Origin of the sequence: Litchfieldia alkalitelluris (assembly GCF_002153425.1) — a bacterium.
GTDB lineage: Bacteria > Bacillota > Bacilli > Bacillales > Salisediminibacteriaceae > Evansella > Evansella alkalicola.
Genome location: NZ_KZ119600.1, coordinates 1,046,993 through 1,070,070, shown reverse-complemented (window position 1 = coordinate 1,070,070; position 23,078 = coordinate 1,046,993). Strand labels below are relative to the sequence as shown.

Annotated in this window: 20 protein-coding genes; 12 read left to right on the top strand and 8 right to left on the bottom strand. The window is 36.3% G+C overall.

The features are described 5' to 3' along the window. The first annotated feature begins 226 nt into the window (after positions 1-226). A complete protein-coding gene (locus BW724_RS04960; RefSeq protein WP_088074098.1) occupies positions 227-1,129 on the top strand; it encodes an ABC transporter ATP-binding protein in 903 nt (300 codons plus the stop codon). Continuing rightward, entirely contained in the window at positions 1,122-2,375 is a 1,254-nt protein-coding gene (locus tag BW724_RS04955) for an ABC transporter permease (RefSeq protein ID WP_088074097.1), read from the top strand. The genes BW724_RS04960 and BW724_RS04955 overlap by 8 nt, the downstream gene beginning before the upstream one ends. A 49-nt stretch (positions 2,376-2,424) precedes the next feature. Here the strand turns inward: BW724_RS04955 and BW724_RS04950 are convergent, their stop codons facing one another. Next, positions 2,425-3,225: a DUF3889 domain-containing protein gene (locus BW724_RS04950; protein ID WP_088074096.1), complete on the bottom strand. Its 801-nt coding sequence runs from the start codon at positions 3,223-3,225 to the stop codon at positions 2,425-2,427. A gap of 512 nt (positions 3,226-3,737) precedes the next feature. Here BW724_RS04950 and BW724_RS04945 point away from each other — a divergent pair. From BW724_RS04945 to BW724_RS04935, 3 genes are all read left to right on the top strand, one after another. Continuing rightward, positions 3,738-4,085: a PadR family transcriptional regulator gene (locus BW724_RS04945; protein WP_088074095.1), complete on the top strand. Its 348-nt coding sequence runs from the start codon at positions 3,738-3,740 to the stop codon at positions 4,083-4,085. Then, positions 4,066-4,716 (top strand): HAAS signaling domain-containing protein, encoded by a 651-nt coding sequence (locus tag BW724_RS04940; RefSeq protein ID WP_235848901.1) that lies wholly within the window; start codon positions 4,066-4,068, stop codon positions 4,714-4,716. Before BW724_RS04945 ends, BW724_RS04940 begins: the two co-directional genes overlap by 20 nt. A gap of 149 nt (positions 4,717-4,865) precedes the next feature. After that, positions 4,866-6,341 (top strand): DUF4153 domain-containing protein, encoded by a 1,476-nt coding sequence (locus tag BW724_RS04935; protein WP_088074094.1) that lies wholly within the window; start codon positions 4,866-4,868, stop codon positions 6,339-6,341. 90 nt (positions 6,342-6,431) lie between these two features. Here BW724_RS04935 and BW724_RS04930 read toward each other — a convergent pair whose 3' ends face one another. Continuing rightward, the gene (locus BW724_RS04930; protein WP_088074093.1) at positions 6,432-8,849 is read right to left on the bottom strand and encodes an amidohydrolase family protein; all 2,418 of its coding nucleotides are present in this window, start codon (positions 8,847-8,849) and stop codon (positions 6,432-6,434) included. Positions 8,850-9,151: 302 nt separating this feature from the next. Between BW724_RS04930 and BW724_RS04925 the strand changes: the two genes are divergently transcribed. Together BW724_RS04925 and BW724_RS04920 are read left to right on the top strand one after the other, a co-directional pair. Then, on the top strand, positions 9,152-9,262 hold the full coding sequence (locus BW724_RS04925) for a YjcZ family sporulation protein (RefSeq protein WP_088074092.1): 111 nt from the start codon (positions 9,152-9,154) through the stop codon (positions 9,260-9,262). Positions 9,263-9,411: 149 nt separating this feature from the next. Next, a complete protein-coding gene (locus tag BW724_RS04920) occupies positions 9,412-10,584 on the top strand; it encodes an MFS transporter (RefSeq protein WP_088074091.1) in 1,173 nt (390 codons plus the stop codon). A gap of 50 nt (positions 10,585-10,634) precedes the next feature. Here the strand turns inward: BW724_RS04920 and BW724_RS04915 are convergent, their stop codons facing one another. Then, a complete protein-coding gene (locus tag BW724_RS04915) occupies positions 10,635-11,192 on the bottom strand; it encodes a tyrosine-type recombinase/integrase (protein WP_088074090.1) in 558 nt (185 codons plus the stop codon). Between the two features lie 316 nt (positions 11,193-11,508). Between BW724_RS04915 and BW724_RS04910 the strand changes: the two genes are divergently transcribed. From BW724_RS04910 to BW724_RS04900, 3 genes are all read left to right on the top strand, one after another. Continuing rightward, complete coding sequence (locus BW724_RS04910) at positions 11,509-13,041, top strand: potassium/proton antiporter (protein WP_088074088.1); 1,533 nt, start codon at positions 11,509-11,511, stop codon at positions 13,039-13,041. Between the two features lie 161 nt (positions 13,042-13,202). Continuing rightward, positions 13,203-13,970 carry a potassium channel family protein gene (locus BW724_RS04905; RefSeq protein ID WP_235848900.1) on the top strand — a complete coding sequence of 256 codons (768 nt, stop codon included), beginning with the start codon at positions 13,203-13,205 and terminating at the stop codon, positions 13,968-13,970. Between the two features lie 135 nt (positions 13,971-14,105). After that, positions 14,106-14,918: a hypothetical protein gene (locus BW724_RS04900; protein WP_088074085.1), complete on the top strand. Its 813-nt coding sequence runs from the start codon at positions 14,106-14,108 to the stop codon at positions 14,916-14,918. A 189-nt stretch (positions 14,919-15,107) separates the two neighbouring features. Here the strand turns inward: BW724_RS04900 and BW724_RS04895 are convergent, their stop codons facing one another. Next, the gene (locus BW724_RS04895; protein ID WP_088074084.1) at positions 15,108-16,349 is read right to left on the bottom strand and encodes a M48 family metalloprotease; all 1,242 of its coding nucleotides are present in this window, start codon (positions 16,347-16,349) and stop codon (positions 15,108-15,110) included. A gap of 223 nt (positions 16,350-16,572) precedes the next feature. Between BW724_RS04895 and BW724_RS04890 the strand changes: the two genes are divergently transcribed. Beyond that, complete coding sequence (locus tag BW724_RS04890; RefSeq protein WP_088074083.1) at positions 16,573-17,466, top strand: AraC family transcriptional regulator; 894 nt, start codon at positions 16,573-16,575, stop codon at positions 17,464-17,466. A 127-nt stretch (positions 17,467-17,593) separates the two neighbouring features. Here the strand turns inward: BW724_RS04890 and BW724_RS04885 are convergent, their stop codons facing one another. Together BW724_RS04885 and BW724_RS04880 are read right to left on the bottom strand one after the other, a co-directional pair. Then, positions 17,594-19,195, bottom strand: coding sequence for an ABC transporter permease (locus BW724_RS04885; protein WP_088074082.1), 1,602 nt, complete (start codon positions 19,193-19,195; stop codon positions 17,594-17,596). Beyond that, on the bottom strand, positions 19,195-20,112 hold the full coding sequence (locus tag BW724_RS04880; protein ID WP_088074081.1) for an ABC transporter ATP-binding protein: 918 nt from the start codon (positions 20,110-20,112) through the stop codon (positions 19,195-19,197). Before BW724_RS04880 ends, BW724_RS04885 begins: the two co-directional genes overlap by 1 nt. 158 nt (positions 20,113-20,270) lie before the next feature. Between BW724_RS04880 and BW724_RS04875 the strand changes: the two genes are divergently transcribed. Next, positions 20,271-20,870 carry a TetR/AcrR family transcriptional regulator gene (locus BW724_RS04875; RefSeq protein WP_088074080.1) on the top strand — a complete coding sequence of 200 codons (600 nt, stop codon included), beginning with the start codon at positions 20,271-20,273 and terminating at the stop codon, positions 20,868-20,870. Between the two features lie 156 nt (positions 20,871-21,026). Here the strand turns inward: BW724_RS04875 and BW724_RS04870 are convergent, their stop codons facing one another. Then, entirely contained in the window at positions 21,027-22,040 is a 1,014-nt protein-coding gene (locus BW724_RS04870) for a DUF6612 family protein (protein WP_088074078.1), read from the bottom strand. A 179-nt stretch (positions 22,041-22,219) separates the two neighbouring features. Beyond that, positions 22,220-22,966, bottom strand: coding sequence for a MerR family transcriptional regulator (locus tag BW724_RS04865; RefSeq protein WP_235848899.1), 747 nt, complete (start codon positions 22,964-22,966; stop codon positions 22,220-22,222). Positions 22,967-23,078 lie beyond the last annotated feature (112 nt).

The window sequence follows — 23,078 nt, the reverse complement described above, 5'->3', positions numbered from 1 at the left end:
TTCTCACAATGCCTAGTTGATTTTGTAAATTGTCAATGATAATGTAAATGGAGCAATGACCATATTAATAGTTTAGTAACGTCAAAATATTTTTTCGTAATTTGCAACTTTTGCTAACAACGAAACGTAAATGCAATGGAGGGTTTAAGAAAACCGCAGCGTCTTGGTCATCGACCACAAAAACTGGAATGAACGAGATGTTAAGAAAAAAAGGGAGAGAAAGCTTATGACTTTAGTGATGAACGGCATTAGGAAAAAGTTCAACAATGATTATGCTGTAGACGGCATATCCTTAACTGTTGATAGAGGAGAAATGTTCGGGATGCTCGGTGCGAATGGAGCAGGAAAAACAACATCATTCCGTATGATCCTCGGACTACTCGATCCTTCAGAAGGGTCCATTGCATGGGAGGGAAAACCACTATCATATAAGCGAACGAAACTAGTTGGTTACCTACCTGAAGAACGGGGATTATTTCCGAAACTTACAGTAAAAGAACAACTGATTTACTTAATGAAATTAAAGGGCATGTCTAAAGGCGATATTATTACGGAGATGCGTCATTGGCTCGACCGATTCCAAGTACCAGAATACGAGAATAAAAAGATTGAAGAACTATCTAAAGGGAATCAGCAAAAAATTCAATTTATGGCTGCTGTCTTACATAAACCTGAGCTCCTTATATTAGATGAGCCATTTAGTGGTCTAGATCCTGTGAATTCAGATATGCTCAAATCTGCTGTACTAGATATGCAGAAGGCTGGCACAACGATCCTATTCTCTAGTCATCAAATGCAAAATGTGGAAGAATTATGCGAAGAATTGATTATGCTCAAGCAAGGGAAAGCAGTTCTTCAAGGAAATCTTAGAAAAATCAAAAGGTCCTATGGCATGAAAACAATTAACATTCATGCAGATTTTGATCTAGAATTTCTCCGTTCCGTCCCTGGAATCATTTCACTAGATAAAACAAAAGACGGGGCTAAAGTCAAAGTAGAAAACGAGAAAATCGCAGAGGATATCTTCTATAACGTAGCCGAAACAGGTTTTGCAAGAAAATTTGAAGTTGAAGAGCCTTCACTACATGATATCTTTATAGACAAAGCAGGAGGTGAAAAAAATGAATAATTTCTGGACTACAGTAGCGCATACAGCAGGTAGAAGGTTAAAATCAAAAGCGTTTATTTTTTCAACCCTCTCCATGGCAATACTTGTATTTGCATTAACTAATATAAACAATATTATCGATGCTTTTTCAAGTGACGATGCAGACCGTGACCTCCCTCGAGTAGCAGTGATAGATGAGACGGAGTATGGTGGATTATTTACTGATATGCTTTCATCATATGAAGATGGTAGATTTCAATATGTTGAGACTACTGAAAATTTAGACAGTGCCCTCGATGCGGCAAGAGATGATGAACATGATTATGTCCTTCATCTTTCAGGAAATAATGAGAATATTGTGGCCGAATTTTATAGTAATGGTAATGATTTTATGATTGCTCAAGATGTTAATCACGATGTACAGCGGATTAAGGAAGCAGTCATGACAAATGAACTTGGATTAAATGAACAAGAGTTAGCACTTATTTATTATCCAGTTTTATTCAATGAGTTACCACTTCACGAAGGGGGAGAAGTTCAAACCGTTGAAACACACATGCAAGCCTACTGGATGGTCTACTTCCTTGTTTTTGCCATTTATATGATTGTACTAACATTTGGAACGATGATTGCTACAGAGGTGGCAACGGAAAAGTCTTCCCGTGTTATGGAATTAATTGTATCTAGTGTGAATCCTGTTACACAAATGCTTGGTAAGATTATTGGAATTGGTATTGCAGGTCTTGTAAACCTTGGTGCTATAGTCGTGGCTGGGATTATTGGTGTGAGTGTTAGTGGAGATGACTTCTTCGATATGATCTTTACGGAAGTACTTGATCCGACCTTAGTTTTTTACGCTTTACTGCTAATCATATTAGGATATTTTGTTTATGGTGGCGTTGCAGCTATGCTTGGAGCCCTTGTAAGCCGTGCTGAAGAAGTTAATCAAGCTCTACAGCCGTTAATCTTCCTTGCTATCATTGCCTTATTCATCTCCATATTTGGTCTTAATACGCCAGATGTAGCATTCATCCAAGTATTATCCTATGTTCCTTTCTTTACACCACAGCTATTATTCCTACGCATAGGAATGGGAACTGTACCAACATGGGAGATCATCTTAATCTTAGCAATCCTAACTATAAGTTGCATCATAATCATGTTTATTGCAGCCCGTATTTATAAAGGTGGCGTACTTATGTACGGTAAATTCTCCTTTAAAGATAGTCTAAAACAAGCCTTTACCTTGTCTAAAAAAGAAAATTAAGAACTATACATGTGGCTGCTTGGTCGTTAATTCAAGCAGCCACATTTCTTTATATTTCATTAAACTCCACGGATTTCACTTTATTTGATACTGGATTATAATTAATTGTTCCCCTGACAGTTATTTGTTCTTGCTGAGACTGCAATTGTATCTCAAATGTTTCCTCAATTAGTTCAGGAGACTTCTCCACCCTTTCTACTGATCTGAAATTTGCAACTTGCATTCCTGGAAACGCAGACTGTACTACTCCTATAAAATATTGCCCCCAGACATTTACTTGCCCCATGCCATTTGTTAGTTGCCCCGGTAATCCTGCCTCTCCTGGACTTGGTGTTTGGCCTACACCTATAGGTATTCCTTGCCCTGAATCAGATCCAGGTATAATTTGAACATCAATAATTCCTTCTCTTGGGTCTGCTCCCAAAGCCTCAAAGGCACGACGGTGTAAATTTACTTTTGTTTGTGGATATTCAGCCACTTGATCAACTACTATGACGTCAATTTCCCTTTGATCAGATGATGTAAGATTTCTAATTCTTAACGTTTGCCCACATCGGTAGGGCGTATTTGTCCCTACTGCTGCCGTCATATATTGATTATGTGACCAAGGTATACCACACCTCGTTACATCACCACCCTCAGTCCATGTTGCTTGCCCTCGCAATGGCTGCTGTCTCTCATCAATTGATGGCCAAGGTGCTGTTGGTGGCATTGGACCTCTCTCATAATAGTGTGATGGGTGACTCCCCCAATAATAAGAGTAACCCGAATCTTGATATAAATGTTGACCTGGTTGTGCTTGTTGTGGTCCTCGTATTTGTGAATTTGGTTGATGATACGGATAATACATGCTGCATTCCTCCTGTTTCAAACAAATATTTATTCTTGTTAAATTATGCTATTTAATGGTTGACCCGTGACAACCGTGGAATAATAAATATGAGGAGGCTCACCAGCCGCCCACGGCAAAGAAGACACTGCGAAGACTGAGCAGATGTCGCGCTTGCACCTTGCGTGAAAGGGAAGGGACTGTAATGAACACCAACACAACATTAATATTTTCACAGTAGCCTAACATGTAATAAAAAAATTGCATCATGTAAGATAAAAATTTTTAGAACTAAGTTGGTGTGAGTGTAAGTCCATGAGACTCCTGTGGGATCAAAGGCAGGGGTGAGACCCCGCAGATGCGAAGCATCGAGGAGGCTCACCAGCCGCCCACGGAAAGCGAATGGACTGTAATGAACACCAACACAAAATAATTATTTTCACTATAGCAAAAAATACTAGTTGAAATTTTTTATGAATTAGTTATAATTGGCAATAACAGAGTATACCTTTTATTTCTAGGTAGGTGATAACATGTTTAATCGAGAGCTTGTAAAAGGAAGTACCTCCCTCCTTCTACTACAACTTCTTACTGAAAAGGATATGTACGGTTATGAGATCGTAAAGGTAATGGAAAAAAGGAGCGAGAACGCCCTTCAAGTAAAGGAGGGAACGCTATATCCTGCTCTCCATAAGCTCGAAAAGCAAGAATTAATTGAGTCTTATTGGAGTAAACAGCCGAAAGGGCCATCCAGAAAATATTACAAGATTACCGAAAACGGTACAGCGATTCTTGAACAAAAAACGAAGGAATGGAAAAATTTTGTTACTGCAATTGATAAGGTAATTGGGAGAAATGGAAATGGTTATGATTCAATCTAAACAGGATTATATCGATACATTAAAAGAAGAATTAAAAACTGTCCCCCATGCTGACGAAATATTAGATGAAATTGATCTACATCTAGACGATGTTTTAGAAGACATCTTGTGTAACCAGAATGTTACTGAAACAGAAGCAATGGAAAAATTGCTTGAAAGAGTTGGTTCTCCAAAGGAACTCGCTGCAATGTATCGTCAGGAATTCGAGGTAACTCCGGCGAAAACGCAGTGGACATTTATATCCACTAATTTAATTTTCTTTATTATTGGCATTGGCCTAACCATTGTTTATCACCTTGTGCCCTTAACAATAACGAATGAATTATGGGGGTTTCTCACAAGTATTCCAACCGTGATTATGGTGCTTTACATGGTTTTTTGGGGTCTACTCGGATACGAAATTGGTAAAGAGTTTGGTTTCGGTGGAAGAAAACTTTTATATAGAACATTCTATATTACCTTATTACCCAATTTAATCTTAATGGCTCTGGTAGTTTTTCGAGTTATACCGCTTGGGTGGTTTGACCCATTATTATCTCAGCCATTTATCATTGCATGTATTCTATGTACAATCATCTTATACCCTATAAGTTATACAGGTTTTCGTTGGGGAATACTCCGATCACTATAGGGTTGTTTTTTTGATAACCTACATAGAAAAACTATGTATATAAATTAGAACAGGATGTTATTTCTGCCAAAACCTGAAAAGGTTAATTTAATATAAATATATACATAGAAATTCTATGTATAAAACTTTAATGAAGAGGAGTTTATCACATGAAGATTGAAAAAAATTTACTGTTCCTATTAGCCTGTATTTTGTTAGCTGTCATCGCAAATATCGCTCTATTTAAGAGTCCAATTGGTATTTTTTACAGTATGTTTATACTAGTGTTTTACACCATTTTTTTCTGGCAGCAAAAAAAAGAGCCCTTTACCCATAAACGTATAAGTGGGCTACTAATTTTTATTATAGGCGCATTAAGTATCTGCTATTTCATCTACTCAAACCCAATCTTTAATGTGCTCAATTACATTCTTATTCCTATCCTAATTCTCGCTCATACCATCGTTTTAACAAGTCCGAGTAACCTATCATGGCACACGCCTAAGTTTCTTCATTACACAAAACTTAAACTAGCACAAACCTTATCTGGGGCTGGAACAATTATCAAGATGACAACTCGATCTAGTAAAAGAAACATTGGTGCAGGGACCTATAATACAGGTAAAAAAATTACAATCGGATTAATCATTGCATTCCCATTACTTTTTATCGTCGTCAATTTACTTTTAATGGCAGATGCAGAATTTGCTAATTTATTTTTATCCATTCCAAATTTTCTATTAAGTATTAACTTAAGTGTTTTCTGGGATTTGATACGAATTACTCTACTTACGCTAGTGTTTTTATCCTATCTTTTAATACTCAGAAAAAAAAGGAAACAGAGGCATCACGCTCCCCCTAATGGATTGAGTCATTCAGTGATAGCTAAGGGACAGTGGGATTCCACTATCGTAGCAACCGTTCTAATTTGTATGAATTTGATATATCTTCTGTTTACAATCGTCCAATTTCAATACTTTTTTAGTGGAGGCGATTTAACAAATACAGGACTAACTTATGCGGAATATGCTCGCCGAGGATTCTTTGAGCTTTTAGTTGTAACGCTCATTAACTTCGGAACACTTGCGACTACCCTTCGATTTATGAAAATGCCAAATGTCTTCATAAAGATTCAATGGACATTACTTATTCTTTTCAGTGGAATTATGCTTACTTCAGCTTTCATGCGATTACTAATGTATGAAGAAGCTTATGGCTATACGTATGCGAGAATTTTTGCACATGCAGCCATGATCTACTTAATCGTAATCTTCGCCTTTAGCTTATTGAAAGTTTGGATACAACGATTATCACTTGCCCGTTTCTATATTATTTTCTCCCTCTTGTTTTATGTTGGAATAAATCTAATTGGGATTGACGAAATAATCGTCTCGAAAAACATAGAAAGGTACGAACAAACAGGTAAAATAGATTATTATTATTTAGAGAGATTGTCCTCCTCTGCAGTCCCTAAACTTACTGACTTATATCAGAAATACAAAGATGACCCTGACATGGATCACTTAAGGACAATTCTGATGGAGAAAGAACGGGAATTAGGAGAATTGAATTGGTATTCCTATAATTTATCTCGGGAACGTGCAAAAGTAGCTCTACGAGAAGTTAACCTAGAAGACAATAATTAACAAGACGTGATTTATATAATAGGATTGAAAATGAGAAAAGCCCTCAATCGTTCTTGATCGAGGGCTTCATTTCAGTATAAGTCAGTCCTTCTATTCAAAATGACTACGGATGACTTGTCCTGGGAATATATTTTTACGGATACCATTCAAATCTTTAACAATAGTCCCATCAACAAAAACATAGTCAATTCCTTCAGAAAAGCTAGCTACATTCTCTGGTCCTGCAGTATCTCTTATCTCCTCATAATTAATAATATTAATATCTGCATCCATTCCCACTTGGAAACGTCCTTTTGTCTGCAAAGACTCAGCAACGTTTTCCAAGCGCTCGACAGGTAAATTAGTCATCATACGTAATGCTTTCATGAAAGGTATTGTTTCTGTTTCTTTCACATACTTACGGTACATTCGAGAAAAAGTACCTGAGCCCCTTGGGTGGTTATTAAAATCAGGCGGGACCATAATCGTATCACTTCCCACCATTGCATAGTCTGGCATCATCGCTAAGCGAACATCTTCTTCTGGAATACCGTATGCAATTAATAAAATTCTCTGTCTCCGATATTGTGCGAAAGTATCAGCCGTAAGACGTTCCTCAGAGTTTGCTACTTGCAAATCAGAGTAATCTAATTGGAACCTTTCTCTAAATCCTTCTGAAAATCGTGCTGTATTCGCCCATGTTGCCCAGTAATTATATGGGTACATGTCTATCGTAATATCTAATCCTTCTGCCCTTGCTTCATCAATCATAGCTAGTGATTCTTCCATAGAAAAAGTTCCACCAGTACTATTAATGTGCTGTACTTGTACCGGAACATCCAGTTCCCTAGCGTAGCCAATTACTTCTTCTAATGCATCAAAGTTATTCCCACCCTCACCATACATGGTTGAATAACGAACGTGGAAGAAAGATACTAAATCGTATTCCTTTCCGACTTCCATGACAGCTTTAATTTCTTCTGGAGTCATTCCTGGGTAATACTCTGGACTAAGGGAGATTCCTATCGCCCCTTCTTGTGCAGCACGGTGTGTCATCTCTCTCATTTGTTCTATTTGTGCATCTGTAGCAGGTTCGTAACTACCAATACCTAAACGCGTCCTCATATGTGAGTGCTGTATGGCACCTCCAAAATGATTGATCATGGCTCCTTCTAGGTTATTAAACATTGTTCGAAACTCAATTCCCGCACCATGCATTCCTAAGTGGGTTGTAACACCATCCATTACCTTGAAATGCTCCCCTTGTCCATTAGGGTTAAAGGAAAGAATATCAATGAATCCAGGTGTCACCAACTTACCTGTAGCATCAATAGTATCTATCCCTTCGATTGCGTCTCGTGTGATAGCTGCAATTTTCTTATCCTTGATACCTACGTTATATCCAAATTTAAATGTCTCAGTTTCAGGATCAACAACAATACCATTTAAAATTACAGCATCAAACTCTTCATAAATATTCTCTGAGTTTGGTGATTCTTCATTAGCAAGTTTTGAGCCATAAGTTTTTTCCATATCTAATTCAAATATTTGAAATTCTTCTTGAACCTTAGTTGAAAATATCAAATTATCATCTTTTGTCCAAGAAGGGCTTGTACTATAACCTCTATCATTTGTTATTGTCCACTGATCTTCATTATGAACATTCATAACATTTATAACTTGACCTTCATGACTTCCTATTGAAAAAGCTAAAAGATTGCCATCTTTTGACCAACTTGGTTGAGCTACTTTGGACTCGGATGCTGTTAAACTGTGTTCATTGACAGTTGTATCGTAAATCCATAACTCTTGCTCATTATTTCCTACTGACAAAATATAAGCAAGCTTATTTTGATCAGGAGCAACAGAAAATTCTTCTACTTTATTTCCAGAATCTATTTGAAAAATATCTAATGGCGCATCAAATGACCAATTATTTATTCGAATAGTTGAGATTTCTGGATTACTTGGTAATGGCTGTGAGTAGTATATATGGTCTTGTACATGAGAAAATGCAATGTTACTAATTGGTTCATCAAATGTATGTATTACTTCTTCCTCTTCTGTTGTCACATCATAAGTAACTAACTGCCACGCATCTCCGTCCTTGTAGCTTACCATTAAACTCGTGGAGTCAGGGACCCATGCAAGTGAAAATGTATCCCTTTCTTCAACTGGAAATCCATCTAAAAGTAAGACGTCTTCCATTCCATAAGTGATACTCCCAACAGCCAACTCTAATTGCTCATTATTTTCGTTTAAAAATAATAATGCTATTAAATCACTATTGACTGCTAGTTGAACAACTTCATTTGTTGAGTACGTAAGTTTTTCCTCAAAACCTGAATCAATCAATGGATTATAATCCTGTTCATCAACTACAGATTCTTTCTCACCAACTCCTTGTTCTGAAGGAACCTCCTCCGTTGCAGAATCATTCATAAAAACCGTACTAATGATAACAAAAAGTAAAACCAGTGGAATTATTAAAAGAACAACATGTTTTAATTGGAAATTTTTAAATGACATACGATCATTCCCTTTCATACTTGCTATAAGTATATTTTTCACCAAAATTCTACAGTATGAAGTTTCGGTATAATGACAAAAAAACATAAGTGGAACATTGGAATTCAACAATATTATATATTTTTTGACCTTAGATTGCTATCTTAATCAAGTCGGTTAAACCTATAAAAAAAGTCTACACAAAATTATCGTCAACTAAAGAGAAAAAATACTCGTGAAATTGGGTATCTCACTATACGAGTTGCCAACTTCCCCATATTATATATTGTATTTTCTATCGGCTCCAAGGGGGTGTCATAGTAATGAGCGGTCACACTGGTTATACAGGATATGCAGGTTTTGCATTTATCCTTGTCATGTTCATCCTATTAGCAATTATCGGTGCAGCAGTATATAGCGGGTACGGATATTAATTCTCCAGACCTACACTGAAAAGGTTACCTATTCTTGGTGACCTTTTCTTATTTTTTGTTTCAAAAACACAATATTTGACTACCTTTTAGGGATAAACTTATAATTTACGTATTAATCATGGTTCTAGTTGTAAATTGGAGTGAAGGAATTGGAAAAGAAGAAAGCACTACCTATATTATTTGCAGTCATGTTCCTCGTCATGGTCGGCTTTGGGATCATTATACCTGTTTTACCATTCTACGCTGAAGAAATGGGCGCCTCCCCAACACATCTTGGTCTCTTAATGGCTGTATATTCTTTAATGCAGTTTATTTTTGCTCCAATGTGGGGACGAGTTTCAGACCGAATTGGTCGGAAACCAGTTATGATGATTGGGATTGCAGGACTGTCCCTATCTTTTTTCTTAATGGCATTATCTACACAACTTTGGATGTTATTTGCAGCACGTACCATCGGTGGGTTTCTTTCTTCTGCCAATATGCCTACAGTAATGGCTTATGTAGCCGATATTACTAGAGAAGACGAGCGTGGAAAGGGAATGGGGATTATCGGCGCCTCTGTCGGACTTGGTTTTGTGTTTGGTCCAGCTATAGGCGGCATTTTTTCTGATATAAGCTTGCACATGCCTTTTTATATCTCAGGAATTTCTTCTCTCTTAACCTTTTTTGTAGTCATGTTTGTATTAAAGGAATCATTATCAGCTGCTGATAGGGGACAAATGGAGAGAGGAAGAACACCTTTGAGAAGAGCGCTCAAGGGGCCTGTATCTATTTTATATTTTTTGCAGTTTTTTGTTTCTGTATCACTAGCAGGTCTTGAAGCTACGTTCGCTTACTTCGCCGCAGAAACTGCTGGCTTAACTACTGTACAACTTGGTTACATATTCATGATCATGGGATTTGCAGGTGCTCTAGTACAAGGTGGGCTAGTGGGAAGACTAACTAAAAAACTAGGGGAAGGTTTCGTCATACAATTAGGTGTATTAATCTCAGCTATTGGTTTCGGGTTAATCTTATTTGTGGATAGCTTTGCAACAGCAGCCATCTTCCTTACTGTATTTGGAGTCGGGAATGGATTCATCCGTCCTAGCGTATCTTCCCTACTTACTAAGAAATCTACAACAGGACATGGGAGTACGACTGGATTGCTTTCGTCCTTTGACTCTCTAGGTAGAATCATTGGCCCTCCATTAGGTGGACTCCTCTTTTCCATTACGATTGGTTTACCATATATCTCAGGAATCGCACTTTCCATTATTGCTTTTCTCTTATACCGGGTATATTATAACCGTTCAAAAAACTTGCAGCTAGAAGCAACATAAAGATAGTCACAAAACGTGCGGGACCTTTCCATATTAGGTCCCGCTTTCACTTATAAATTCACATCAATTTTTGGATGCATAATTTCCATATTGTCAACGCCTATATACTTCAAGGTTTCTCTTCTAGAAGAGTGATGAAAGATTTTCTGTAATAAGGAGATCGCTACACCACTCCGGTAAGCATGGTATCCAAATGTTTTTCTTAATGTATGTGTACCTATTTTTGATTCTATCCCTGCTTCTCTAGCTACTGCATTAATAATTCGATATGCTTGCTGTCTAGTGATTGGTAATTCACTTTTTTTTGAACGGAATAGATATTCGTCTTCTTTTATTGTTGGTAATTCATTGAAATAGGCATTTAACGCTACTTTTACTTGGTCATTCAAATAAATAGCTCTTTCTTCTTTTCCTTCCAACACATAAAATTGTTTTATTTTATTATGATCCATTATCTCATGAATTTTAATATTTAGGATTTCACTAATTTTAAGCCCTGTATTTATTCCAAAAGTAAATAATAAATAATCACGTTTAGAACGATGAAATAAGATTTCTTTAATTACTTTAATTTTTTCACGGTCTTTTATGGCTTCCACAAATTCCATCTTTAATATCCTTCCTTTATATACAGGTGATAATTGGCAAAACCTAGACTTGTCTATTTTGGCAACCTGATTTCTCTTTTGTCAATGATAATTACGACTATCTATAAGCCTGATGTGTTTATCATCATTACTCCTTAAAGTACCTGTTACGTTTCTAGTGTAACTAATGTTACATAACACAACATTCAAATGCATCTATGTAACGTCATGGTTGTTTTTATGTTATAATAATCAATATTCAATCAATTGTAAAGTTCTTACCTATATATAAATAGTTACATCATGAATACTTACAGAGAGAGGGGGATTATTATTAATGGAAGTCAGTTTTAATCCAGATTACGTTGTACTTCTTGGTGCTCTATTACTAATCGTAGGAGTAATGACAACTAAGTTTTCAAGCCGTTTAGGTGTGCCAGCCCTCGTACTATTTATAGCAATCGGAATGTTGTTCGGTAGCGATGGGCTTGGGCTAATTTATTTTGATAGTGCCTATTACGCGCAATTAATTGGAATTATTGCCCTTGTTATTATCTTGTTTGAAGGTGGTTTGCAGACAAAATGGTCTACTGTTAGACCTGTTGCATTTCCCTCGCTAGCTCTAGCAACTTTAGGGGTCATAACAACCACTGTTGTAGTTGCTGTTGCCGCAAAACTTATACTTGATGTTTCCTGGTTAGAGGGATTTTTATTCGGAGCTATCGTAGGCTCTACTGATGCTGCTGCAGTATTTGCTGTATTAAAGGGGCAAAACATTAAACAAAGATTAGGAGCAACATTAGAAGCTGAATCAGGTACAAACGATCCGATGGCGGTGTTTCTTACCTTATCTTTTATTCAGCTTATACAAGCTGATCAACCAAGCTATGTACTATTGGCAGGATCTTTCATTTGGCAAATGGGAATTGGATTATTAATTGGTTTACTACTAGGTAAACTTGCTTCGGGTGCCATCAATCGAATTAATCTAGATTCAAGTGGACTTTATCCTGTTTTTGCATTAGCATTTGCGTTATTAACATACAGTGTGACAGCACTAATTGGTGCCAGTGGTCTGCTTGCAGTTTATGTAGCAGCATTAATTATCGGTAATGCTGAAGACTTAACTTACAGACAATCTATCTTCCGTTTCAATGAAGGTTTCGCCTGGATGATGCAAATATTAATGTTTATTATCCTTGGATTATTAGTTTTCCCAACTCAATTGTTTACACTAAATGTAATGATAAGTGGTATATTACTTTCTGTTATCCTCATTTTAATTGCTAGACCCTTAGCCGTGTTTCTTTCTATTATTGGAATGAAATATACCTTTAAAGAAAAGGTATTCCTTTCTTGGGCTGGATTAAGAGGTGCTGTTCCGATAGTTTTAGCTACTTTCCCAATGTTAGCTGGGCTTCCCAATAGTCAAATGTTTTTTAATGTGGTGTTTTTCGTTGTTTTAACATCAACATTAATTCAAGGTTCAACTATCGCTCACTTTGCTAAATGGCTAGGTCTAACAGGTAATAAAAAAGTTGAATCGTCTCACTCTTTAGAACTTGTTTCCATAGGAAAAAGTAATGCCGAAATAATAGAGTTCATCGTTGACGAAGATTCTTGTATTAGTGGTAAGAGAATAAATGATATCGATTTCCCAGATAAAGTACTTGTTAATGCAATTATACGAGATAATAATCTCGTTACCCCTTCTGGTAAAACAAAAATTCTGGCAAATGATATTCTTTATGTTCTTACCTCACGTGAAAGTAAAAAATCCATTAAAGAATTGATAGAAAAAAGAAAAGTAGAAGAAACTAAAGACATAGAAGTGAATGAACACGAAAAAGAGGAAGAAACAGTAAGTTAATTTCTTCATTTTTCTACTGAGGTGCTGCGATGCACCTCTTTTTATTGTTATTTAATGCTACAATATTCCTCCAAAATCAAGTTACGTTCAATTTAGTATTTAATTTAATGAGCATTAGATAGATAATATAATAAAAAACTAAATAGAAGGGGTGTATGGAAGTGAATCATCTAAATAAGGAGAACGGTTTAACTCCTCCAAAGAAATCGAAGCTTTTGTTAATTTATGAAGTATTCATGGCCATTTTAGCTCTAACATCCGTTATATTTATTTTTAATCATGCTGAAAATTCATTTATTAGAAATCTGGATTTTGTAATTTGGATCATATTTGTTGTTGATGTTTTAACACGACTGATCTTAAGTAAAAATAAAATAGAATATCTCAAGAAAAATCCACTCGATATCATAGCGATTATACCTTTCGACAGTATTTTTAGGTTAGCTCGGCTTGCAAGGATCATTCGCCTATTTCGGGCGATTGCAATCATGAAACATATTTTAGGACCAGTTTATGCAATCATAAGAACCAATAATTTAGATAAAGTTGTACTTGGTACTGTTATTTTGATTTTCATATCATCTATACCGATTCGTTTTGTAGAACCAAGTATTAACTCCTATACTGACGCTGTATGGTGGGCAATTGTAACATCGACCACAGTCGGATATGGTGATATCTCACCAGAGACTATGATTGGACGATTAATTGCTATCGTCTTGATGATTTTTGGAATTGGTTTACTAGGAATGGTAACAAGCTCTGTTGCTTCTTATTTTCTTAAGAAAAAGGAAAGCGATTCTGAAAGCCCAACGATAGCTTATATTAAAGGGGAAGTGGATAGGATAGAAGAACTCACTGAGGTTGAGATAGAACGATTAAAATTGTTATTAGACACTTACAAAAAAGACTTCTCAGATAACAGATAAACTAAATCATATATAAAGAATGTCACAAAAAATTGCGGGACCAGGTCCCGCAATTTTTTTGTGACATTCCTCCCCCATCAAATGTAGTGATAATACAAGCATCTATTTCATATATTGCATAAGGGGGTGGACATGATGAAACAAATTAAATATGTTGACCTACATGAAATGAAGGAATTAATGCCTATTAAAATTCAAGAACAAGCATTATCCTTAAGAAAAACAGAATTGCTTCACGATAAATCCTTAAATGTTAATATCCACTTAGCCATGGACCCAACAATCGGTGATCTATGGGTTATTAGAGGACTGGAAGAATATCTCGCATATAAAGAAATCAATAACAATCAAGCCGTACCTTGTATCGTCCATCAAAACATGACTACTGGTGATCAATGGTTAACTTTTTTATGCTACTTATTAAATATGGATTCCCCCCATGCAATGGACATACATAAATGCGCCTTAAAAGTCTTTCAGGAGAACCAGGATAGGAAAGATTATGTATACAAATATGTTGAAAACCATACTGGAATCCACCCCATTATATTGAACACATATTTATTTCACCCCGATATCCCTGATCATTTAAAGACAGGAGAAAATATACTGCATCTGGATTTACTAAACAAGGTTCAAGAACTAGAGGAATTTGGTATATCAAAGGTAGTTAGGGATCAGTTAACTTATTTTGCAGTGGAACCCTTTCCCTCTCGCTTAACCGAGGAGAAGCTTGAAGTAGTTAAATGGATGATCAATGAAACAGATGGTTTTAGAGCATTGCCTCAAGGACAGCAAATCTATCTTCTCGCTTTTGCTATGGAATACAAGAAATACTTGCTTCATCATTTTCAGAAAATGATTGATACATTTTATGATGAACAATATGAGAAATTCATCTCAAATTTACATTCAAGTACTGAGAAAACAGACTTAATGCAAACGTAATATCCTCAATTAGATATATACTAGTCTTCACTTCTCCTAAACTTCGCAGTCAATTCTGCGAAGTTTTGTTTATTTTGTCACTTCCTTTTATTCTGTAATAAAACATAAAAAATGCCTTACTTTAGCACATTTTGTCCTTGAGCTAAAGTAAAGCACTTTTAACACGATATCTTTACTATTTCATTCAACTTAATTAGACTCCTTTAATTCCTCTACCCTTTCTTTTCTATACTCTGCAAAGTCCTCCATCGTACCACCAGCTTTTTCGATGATCCATTGTACTCGCCGAGCAGTAGACGGGTGTGTTTGAAACGATTCATCTACTTTATTCATTTTTGTAACCATTTGATTTAGTTCTGAGAGTTTTAGCAGGCCTGCTGCAAAATCCCGATAATCTACGCCAAGCTTAAGAACATACTCGTCAGCTTCCCTTTCATGTTTTCGATAAATGAGGTTTAATACGAGTACCAAATAGATAATGATTAATCCGATCATAACAGTTAAGCCAAGCCAGACAGGAATAGTCATAACATTTTCTTCGAACCAATCAAATCCATTACCTAATAAATAACCCCCTAATGGAAGAATGGCGATATATGCAATCCTTTTCCATAAATGATGCTTCTTTATATGACCAATTTCATGTGCCAAAATTGCTTCTATTTCTTTTATTTTCATATTTTCAAGCATATAGTCAGTTAAATATATTTCCTTAACATTACCAAATCCACTAACTAGTGCATTTGCCACCTTTGTTTTCTTCGTTGGCCATATATACAATTTCACATCAGGTAAATCCGTTTTTTCCTTAATAAAATTTCGCAACTGATCCTTAATTTCTGATTCAGGCATGATATGGGCTTTTAATAATTTTCCAATAAACAAGGAACTCACTAAAGGGATGAAAACTAGTAGGAGAGTAGCTATTGGTACAAATGCCATCTCCCCAACAAATCCTTCTGGTAATAACTCAATTAACGTGAAAAAAACCATGATTGGGACAAAAACAAAAGCTAGACCTTTCACAGAGGAAACTATTTCTTCTTTGATTGTTTCTTCCGTTTGGCGAATTTTTTTCGTAATCCCCATTAAAATTAATTGGTTAATCGTTAACAAAATCCCAATAAACGTAAAAGTACTTATGAGTGCGATTAATGTATGTAGTGGGTCTGCTAAATGATGTAAATATGGCACCAGCCTGATCATAAATAATATTGCTGTAAAGAAACTAGAAATACAAACAACAATTAAGTATATATACTGACTCAAAATCCTTAACCGATTTAGGGCTAGCTCAGGTGACATAGTTCTAGCATAATATTTTTCCATATAAGCTTTTACAACATACATATATAATAGATTTAAAATGACGATGCCAGTAATGAACAGAACTGTCTCAAACAAAGTTAGTCTTTCTATCCATTCAAACAATCACTTTCGCCTCCTTCATTAATTAGATACTAACGGAATCAGAGACAAGGGGTGTTGATATGCCATCCAACACCTACTTTCACAGATTCATATACTATTAAATATAACATATTTTTCCTATAACTATTTATTTGATATGAATGATAAATTGTTAAAACACAGCAAGGAAGGATAAGAATTCAACTTACATACTTGTTAAGATGTTGTTAGAAAGGAGGACGCAATGAACTACATGTATCATGTTCAAAGTACACTCGATTATATTGATGAGCGCATACTCGAAACAATTACTGTGAATGAATTAGCACAACTAGCTGGTTTTTCAACCTACCATTACTATCGAATCTTTAATAGTTTCGTAGGAATGCCTGTGATGGAGTATGTGACTAGACGAAAGCTCCAATTTGCACTTCATGACATCAGCCAGGGAAAAAAAGTGTTAGATACGGCTTTACGATATGGTTATGAGACCCACGCTGGTTTTACTAAAGCTTTCAAAAAGACATTTGGGTATCCTCCTAACTATTACAGGCTCCATGCACCTATGGGAAAGCCAACAAAAGTTGATTTAGGAAAATTAAAAGAAATTAAAACAGGGGGAATTATTATGCAACCGAAAATCATAAAAAGAGAGTCCTTTAAAGTTGTGGGATATGAATTCAAAACAACATTACGAAATAATGCCCATTCTAGAGACATTCCTGCTTTTTGGGATAAATGTAATATAGAGGGGAAAGAGGCAAAACTTTATGATACACAAACTACAATGAAACACGGTGAATATGGAATTTGCGTACACACTAATATGGAGACAGATGAGTTTTCTTATGTGTTAGGCGTGGAAGTAGCAGATTTTGATCGTGCATTAGATGACATGTACACGCTGGTGGTTCCAGAAGCTACCTACGCTGTATTTACAACTCCAATCGTGTCGGAAGACGAGTTCGTCCCTTCCATACAAGGTACTTGGAAATATATTTTAGAAGAATGGTTCCCTCAATCTGGATATGAAATAGATGACTCTAAACTTGATTTTGAGTTTTATGATGAACGCTGCCACCCATGGGAATTTGATAAATGGTGTATGGAGATTCATGTACCAATAAAAAAAGTGTAGATGCCTTTGGAGTTTAAAAGCCAAAAAAAATAGTGCTGAAACACTCGATCGATAACTCTCGATCATATTGTGTTTCAGCACCTTTCTTTTTAGCAAATGGAAACGTACATCATATTCTTAAAAAGGATTACTCCAAGTCTCGTCTTCTAAAGCCAGCCAAACCAGCAAAAATTAATGCAACGCCAAGTACACTTAAAAGGAAAAGTGGCATAAAAGTTACTTCTTCAATTGGCGCCTGAGGGACAAATCCATAAGGGGTTAACTTGCCTACCCATTCTGGAAAATCAAATAATCCCCCTAGATATAAAACAAAGAAAGAAAATAATACATACATCCAAATGAAATTTGTCCACTTCGGTACAAATCCAATTATAAACGAAGCAACACCAATCATGACAAGTATCGCTGGATAATATCCCATTGCAGCACCATAAACTGTGCTAAATGACAATGGATCATCCATGACAGCAGCAGCTGCTGACCATAGACCAATAGCAGCCAAAGACACCATCACAAACCCATTCAAGATCGAAATGATTAAGTATCCTCCCATTAGCTCTACACGTGATACAGCTCTTCCCAAGAGATGATCTAAGCGCCCTTTCTTCTCTTCACCACGCAATTTATTAATTGCCATGATTGGAGGTACAGTAGCTAACAAAGTGATAACAACCATTAACATAGGAAGGAATTGTTCCGTTAATGACGCTCCTTCTGCCTCTTGCAGTAATTGTGCCATCATTTCATTTGACTGAAAGAAACCTTCCATGTCCCCAAACACTGATCCGTAAGATGCACCGAGGATATACATCCCTACTGCCCAGGCGATCAATCCTGTTTTTTGTAATCTTAATGCCAGACCCATTGGACTTTGTAAAAACCTTGAGGCGTATTTCCGCCCAGGTTTTGACGGCATAAAGCCCCTCTCCAAGTCACGAATGGCATTTAAATAGTTTGCAACAACAAACAATACGAATGATGCCCCTACCATTAATACGATCGGCCACCAGTTGTTTGCAGAATACACTTCAGCCTTTGTTACCCATCCCAAAGGTGAAATCCACGATAATGATTCATTACTGACATCCGTAATTCCCCTAAAGAGATATGCTCCAAGAAGAACCGCCAAAGAGTAGCCGATTGTACCTCTAGAGCTTTCTGTGAGTTGCGCAAAAATGGCCGTAACTCCAGCAAAAAATAAAGCCGTTGCTCCTAAAGCAGTTCCATAAAGCATGGAGCCTTCTAGATCCATACTCTCTATACCTAATCCATATAAACCAACACCATTGATGAGTGCTAAAACAATACAAGTAATCAGTGATACTATTAATGTTGCATTTAAATAAGACAGTCTACCTGCTGGAAGGGAGCGTATCATCTCAATTCGACCATCTTCTTCATCTGCCCTTGTATGACGAGTCACTAATAATATACTCATTAATCCAGCGACCACTGCAGTCATGAGTAACATCTGGTGTGCTGTCATTGCCCCCACAGTATAGTTTGCCAAATCACCAGGGCCTACCATCGCTATCATGGCTGGATTTTGCATCGTTTCCGCCATGACATCTCGCTCCTGCTGGGAAGCATATAGTTCTTTAAAAGCTGGTGGTACAATTAATGTGAAAAACGAAATACCTACTAGCCATAACGGAATTCTAATACGATCTAGCCTGAGAATAAATCGGGAAAGCTGTCCAGTTTTAGCAACTAAGTTTTTAAGAGACATTACTTTCCACCTCCCACTCCCGTATCTGAAGCTGTTTCTGTACCTTCATAGTGACGCATAAATAAATCCTCTAACGTAGGTGGGGCACTTTCAATTTTTATAATACTGAATTGACTAATATACTTCATCACTTCGTCCATTTCTTCTGTATCCACTTGGAATGATAATCCTTGCTCTGATTCAATAACCTCATGTATCCCTTTTAACTCACTTAATCCAGTGATAGGCTGTTTCGTATCCACTAGTATTTGTGTTCTAGTTAAGTGACGAAGCTCAGATAATGAACCAGTCTCAATGATCTTTCCTTGACGAATAATCCCGACCTTATCACAAAGCTTTTCCACTTCAGATAATATGTGGCTAGATAACAGGACACTTTTGCCTTGTTTTTTCACATCCATTACACACTCCTGAAAAACATTTTCCATTAATGGATCAAGGCCTGATGTTGGCTCATCAAGAATATAAAGATCTGCATCCGATGAAAAAGCAGCAATTAGGGCTACCTTTTGTCGATTCCCTTTTGAATATGTCCGACATTTTTTCGTTGGATCAAGATCGAACTTTTTTATAAGCTCTTCTCGTCGGCTCTGGTTATTTGATCCTCTTAGTTTTACAAAAAGATCAATGACTTCACCGCCTGTTAAGTTTGGCCATAAATTTACATCTCCAGGAACGTAAGCTACACGTTTATGAATTTCCACAGCATCAGCCCATGCATCTTTTCCAAAAACCTTTATATCTCCTTCTGTCGCCTTTAAGATCCCAAGGAGGACCCGTATTGTAGTGGATTTCCCTGCACCATTAGGACCAATAAACCCAAATATTTCTCCACTATTCACTTCTAAATTCACACCATCTAGCGCGGTGAATTTTCCAAACTTTTTCGTAAGATTCTTTACTGTTAGTACACTCATGTTCATCCTCCTCATAAGGAAAACTTTAAATTATGAAATATTTTAACTTATATATTTCATATTATACAAAGCCCCAACCTTTGGCAATAGTTTTTTTGAAATATATGATTTGTTTTATTTCATATTTTTTATTAAACTAAAGAAGAGGTGAACGCAAAATGGACGGATTTCAACGCCGACGGGAGCTGAAAAAAAAGGAGATTTTAGAAGCTGCATTAGATTTATTCATGAACTTTGGGGTACAGAAGGTTTCTATAACTGAAATTGCTGATAAAGCAAAAGTATCACAAGTTACGATATACAATTATTTCGAAAGCAAAGATAATTTAGTGCATGAATCAATTATTTATTACATTGATAAAGCATGGGAAGAGGGTGAAAAAGTACTTGATAGTGATATTCCTTTTCCTGAAAAAATTAAGAAATTAATTTTTAATAAAAAGCAAGCAGCCGAAAACATACATGAGGATTTTTATCTCTACTTTATGAAAGAATATGCCAATGGAATGAGTTATATCGAGGATTTTTACAAGAAAAAATCGATGCCAAAGCTTATGGAGTTATTTAACCAAGGGAAAGAGGATGGGTACGTTGACCCTGAAGTATCCAATGAAGCCATTTTATTTTATATCCACATGATTAAAGAATACTCACAGAAGGAAGAAGTTTATTCACAGATATTACCCTTAACTGAGGATATTATGAAGCTGTTGTTTTACGGTATCGCTGGAAAAATTACAGATAAATATGACGTCTGAGTTAGAAGAGGCTGGGACATAACAAGTGTTTAAAAAGAAAAACAAACATTTCTCAAATGTTAAAACACTTTTGTCCAAGCCTCTGTTACATAAGATAATAATCAGCGCGCGAACACTTTTCTAAGTTACCAACCTCAATCCCCTCAGAAAAGCTTTTTAAAATTCAAATATAGATTCTGCTTTTTCCAGTACTTCCTCTGGAACAACAATCTCATCATACTCATCAAAATTAGAATAGGTATATCCTGCTTTATAATATGTCTCCATATTGCCCATTCCACCATCTGAAGAAGCAAGTTCAAATTCTAGGTTATAACCTAAAAAGTAGAATGTTTCCTTTTGAATCAAGATTTCATATTTCCCCCAACCTTCTAACTCACCGTAAACATCAAATATCCAATCGCTCTCTATATCCACAGCTGTTGAGCCAGTTAGAAATGATTGAAAAGCATTCCCTTCTTCTTCAAATATTAAAGCGTAGTGGTCTCCTTGATCGAGCACTTGAAATGTCTCCCCAATATTCGCGTAATGATCAAGTTCGTCCGTTTCTATCGTATTAAACATATTGTGGATCTCTGCCATATCATTATCAAAAGGCATTTTATACCACTCGTCCGTATAATGATCCACTATATAAACAACATCTTCTAATGCATACATATCTATATTTCCGAGGTCATCACCATTGGCTATTTGACTCGTCTCCACATGTAGCATTGGCAATTCACTAGACAGTATTAAAATCATCTTAATAGCTATTTCTTCCCTTTCCTCTATCCCATCAATTGTCGTGGTTACTGTAAATTCCCCTTCAGTGAGCAAACTATCAATCTCTTCCATTGCAAATGCTGACTGGCGTAGTAGATTTTCTGCATCAAGATCATCACTGAAGACAGATGTATCTTCATTTACATCTCGAGATCCATCTTCGGACTCCCCTACTTCTTCTTCACTCTCTGTATCTTCTTCCATATTATCTGTGGACGCCGTTTCCTCCAATTCCTCTTCCTTTTCACCCTCGTCCTCCACAGACTCATCTGCTTCATCATTTATTTCCTCACCTTGGTTTGAATCTTCTTGCGACAAATCTTCTTGCACATTATTCTCATTACTACATGCTACCGTCATTAACAACAATATACTGGCCAAAAATGTCATTATCTTACTCATGCTGCCACCATCCTTTTCGTTATCCAGGAAATTATTCTTCGAAGTCAACATAAAACATACCACACAACAGCATCGATGTAAGGTATCCAAAAGTATAATTTTTTTTGCATCTTTTCGTTCTCAAAGCTGATTATTGAAACAAAAAAGCACCCCTCAATGTAAGGGATGCTTAGCACTCATTATTTATTTTTATCAGCAAAAGCGGTCATAGCTTCTGACATAAATTTTGCAAGTCCTTCACCAAATTGGTCAATATTTTTAGTGAATCTCTCGTCTGCTACATACATTTGCCCTAAGCCTTTAAAAGCCTCGTAGGAATATTGATGTCCGAAATTACTATTCAAGAAATCATACCATTCCTTAATCGCTTCCTGTGATTCTTCGGAGGTTGGGGAAGAATCACGCAGTTCAGCGAGCCTACGATAAATCGCGTTCATTTTTCCTTCCATTTCCTTTTGTTCACTAGTAGACATACTGGAAACCTTCTTCTTAGATTTATCAACTGCCTCATTCCCCCACCGTTCTCGCGCCTCTTCTTCATATGGGTTTTTACTAAAGTCAAAGCCCTCAAAGCGTTCTTTATTAGACAATTCTAATTCTCCTTTCTCATGTTTCAAGGTTTTATCAATCAGAGTTAGCATTTGATTTAGTCTTTTTTTCTTTTCTAATAGCATTTTCCGTTGTGTTTCCAAAGCTTCTTTTCGATTAAAACTTGGCTGATTGATAATATCCTTGATTCTTTTAAGAGGGAAACCTAGCTCTTTGAAAAATAATATTTGCTGCAGCATTTCCAGGTCAGTATCTGTATATAGTCGATACCCAGAACCCGACATCTTTTCGGGACTGAGGAGTCCTATCTCATCATAATGATGTAGTGTGCGCACACTAATTCCAATTAGTTCTGATACCTCTTTTACCTTTAACACCTTGTTTCCCCTCCTCATTCATTACTTTAAAGTATCACGTAACGTGAGAGTCAATAGAATAAATAGATTTTCCCAAAAAAAGAAAGGAGGTTGGACACAAAGTGTTTTTAAC

Excerpts from the sequence above, each read along its gene's own strand:
- BW724_RS04960 (WP_088074098.1), top strand. The coding sequence starts at position 227 with ATGACTTTAGTGATGAACGGCATTAGGAAAAAGTTCAACAATGATTAT.
- BW724_RS04955 (WP_088074097.1), top strand. The coding sequence starts at position 1,122 with ATGAATAATTTCTGGACTACAGTAGCGCATACAGCAGGTAGAAGGTTA.
- BW724_RS04950 (WP_088074096.1), bottom strand. The coding sequence starts at position 3,225 with ATGTATTATCCGTATCATCAACCAAATTCACAAATACGAGGACCACAA.
- BW724_RS04945 (WP_088074095.1), top strand. The coding sequence starts at position 3,738 with ATGTTTAATCGAGAGCTTGTAAAAGGAAGTACCTCCCTCCTTCTACTA.
- BW724_RS04940 (WP_235848901.1), top strand. The coding sequence starts at position 4,066 with ATGGTTATGATTCAATCTAAACAGGATTATATCGATACATTAAAAGAA.
- BW724_RS04935 (WP_088074094.1), top strand. The coding sequence starts at position 4,866 with ATGAAGATTGAAAAAAATTTACTGTTCCTATTAGCCTGTATTTTGTTA.
- BW724_RS04930 (WP_088074093.1), bottom strand. The coding sequence starts at position 8,849 with ATGTCATTTAAAAATTTCCAATTAAAACATGTTGTTCTTTTAATAATT.
- BW724_RS04925 (WP_088074092.1), top strand. The coding sequence starts at position 9,152 with ATGAGCGGTCACACTGGTTATACAGGATATGCAGGTTTTGCATTTATC.
- BW724_RS04915 (WP_088074090.1), bottom strand. The coding sequence starts at position 11,192 with ATGGAATTTGTGGAAGCCATAAAAGACCGTGAAAAAATTAAAGTAATT.
- BW724_RS04910 (WP_088074088.1), top strand. The coding sequence starts at position 11,509 with ATGGAAGTCAGTTTTAATCCAGATTACGTTGTACTTCTTGGTGCTCTA.
- BW724_RS04900 (WP_088074085.1), top strand. The coding sequence starts at position 14,106 with ATGAAACAAATTAAATATGTTGACCTACATGAAATGAAGGAATTAATG.
- BW724_RS04890 (WP_088074083.1), top strand. The coding sequence starts at position 16,573 with ATGAACTACATGTATCATGTTCAAAGTACACTCGATTATATTGATGAG.
- BW724_RS04885 (WP_088074082.1), bottom strand. The coding sequence starts at position 19,195 with ATGTCTCTTAAAAACTTAGTTGCTAAAACTGGACAGCTTTCCCGATTT.
- BW724_RS04880 (WP_088074081.1), bottom strand. The coding sequence starts at position 20,112 with ATGAGTGTACTAACAGTAAAGAATCTTACGAAAAAGTTTGGAAAATTC.
- BW724_RS04875 (WP_088074080.1), top strand. The coding sequence starts at position 20,271 with ATGGACGGATTTCAACGCCGACGGGAGCTGAAAAAAAAGGAGATTTTA.
- BW724_RS04870 (WP_088074078.1), bottom strand. The coding sequence starts at position 22,040 with ATGAGTAAGATAATGACATTTTTGGCCAGTATATTGTTGTTAATGACG.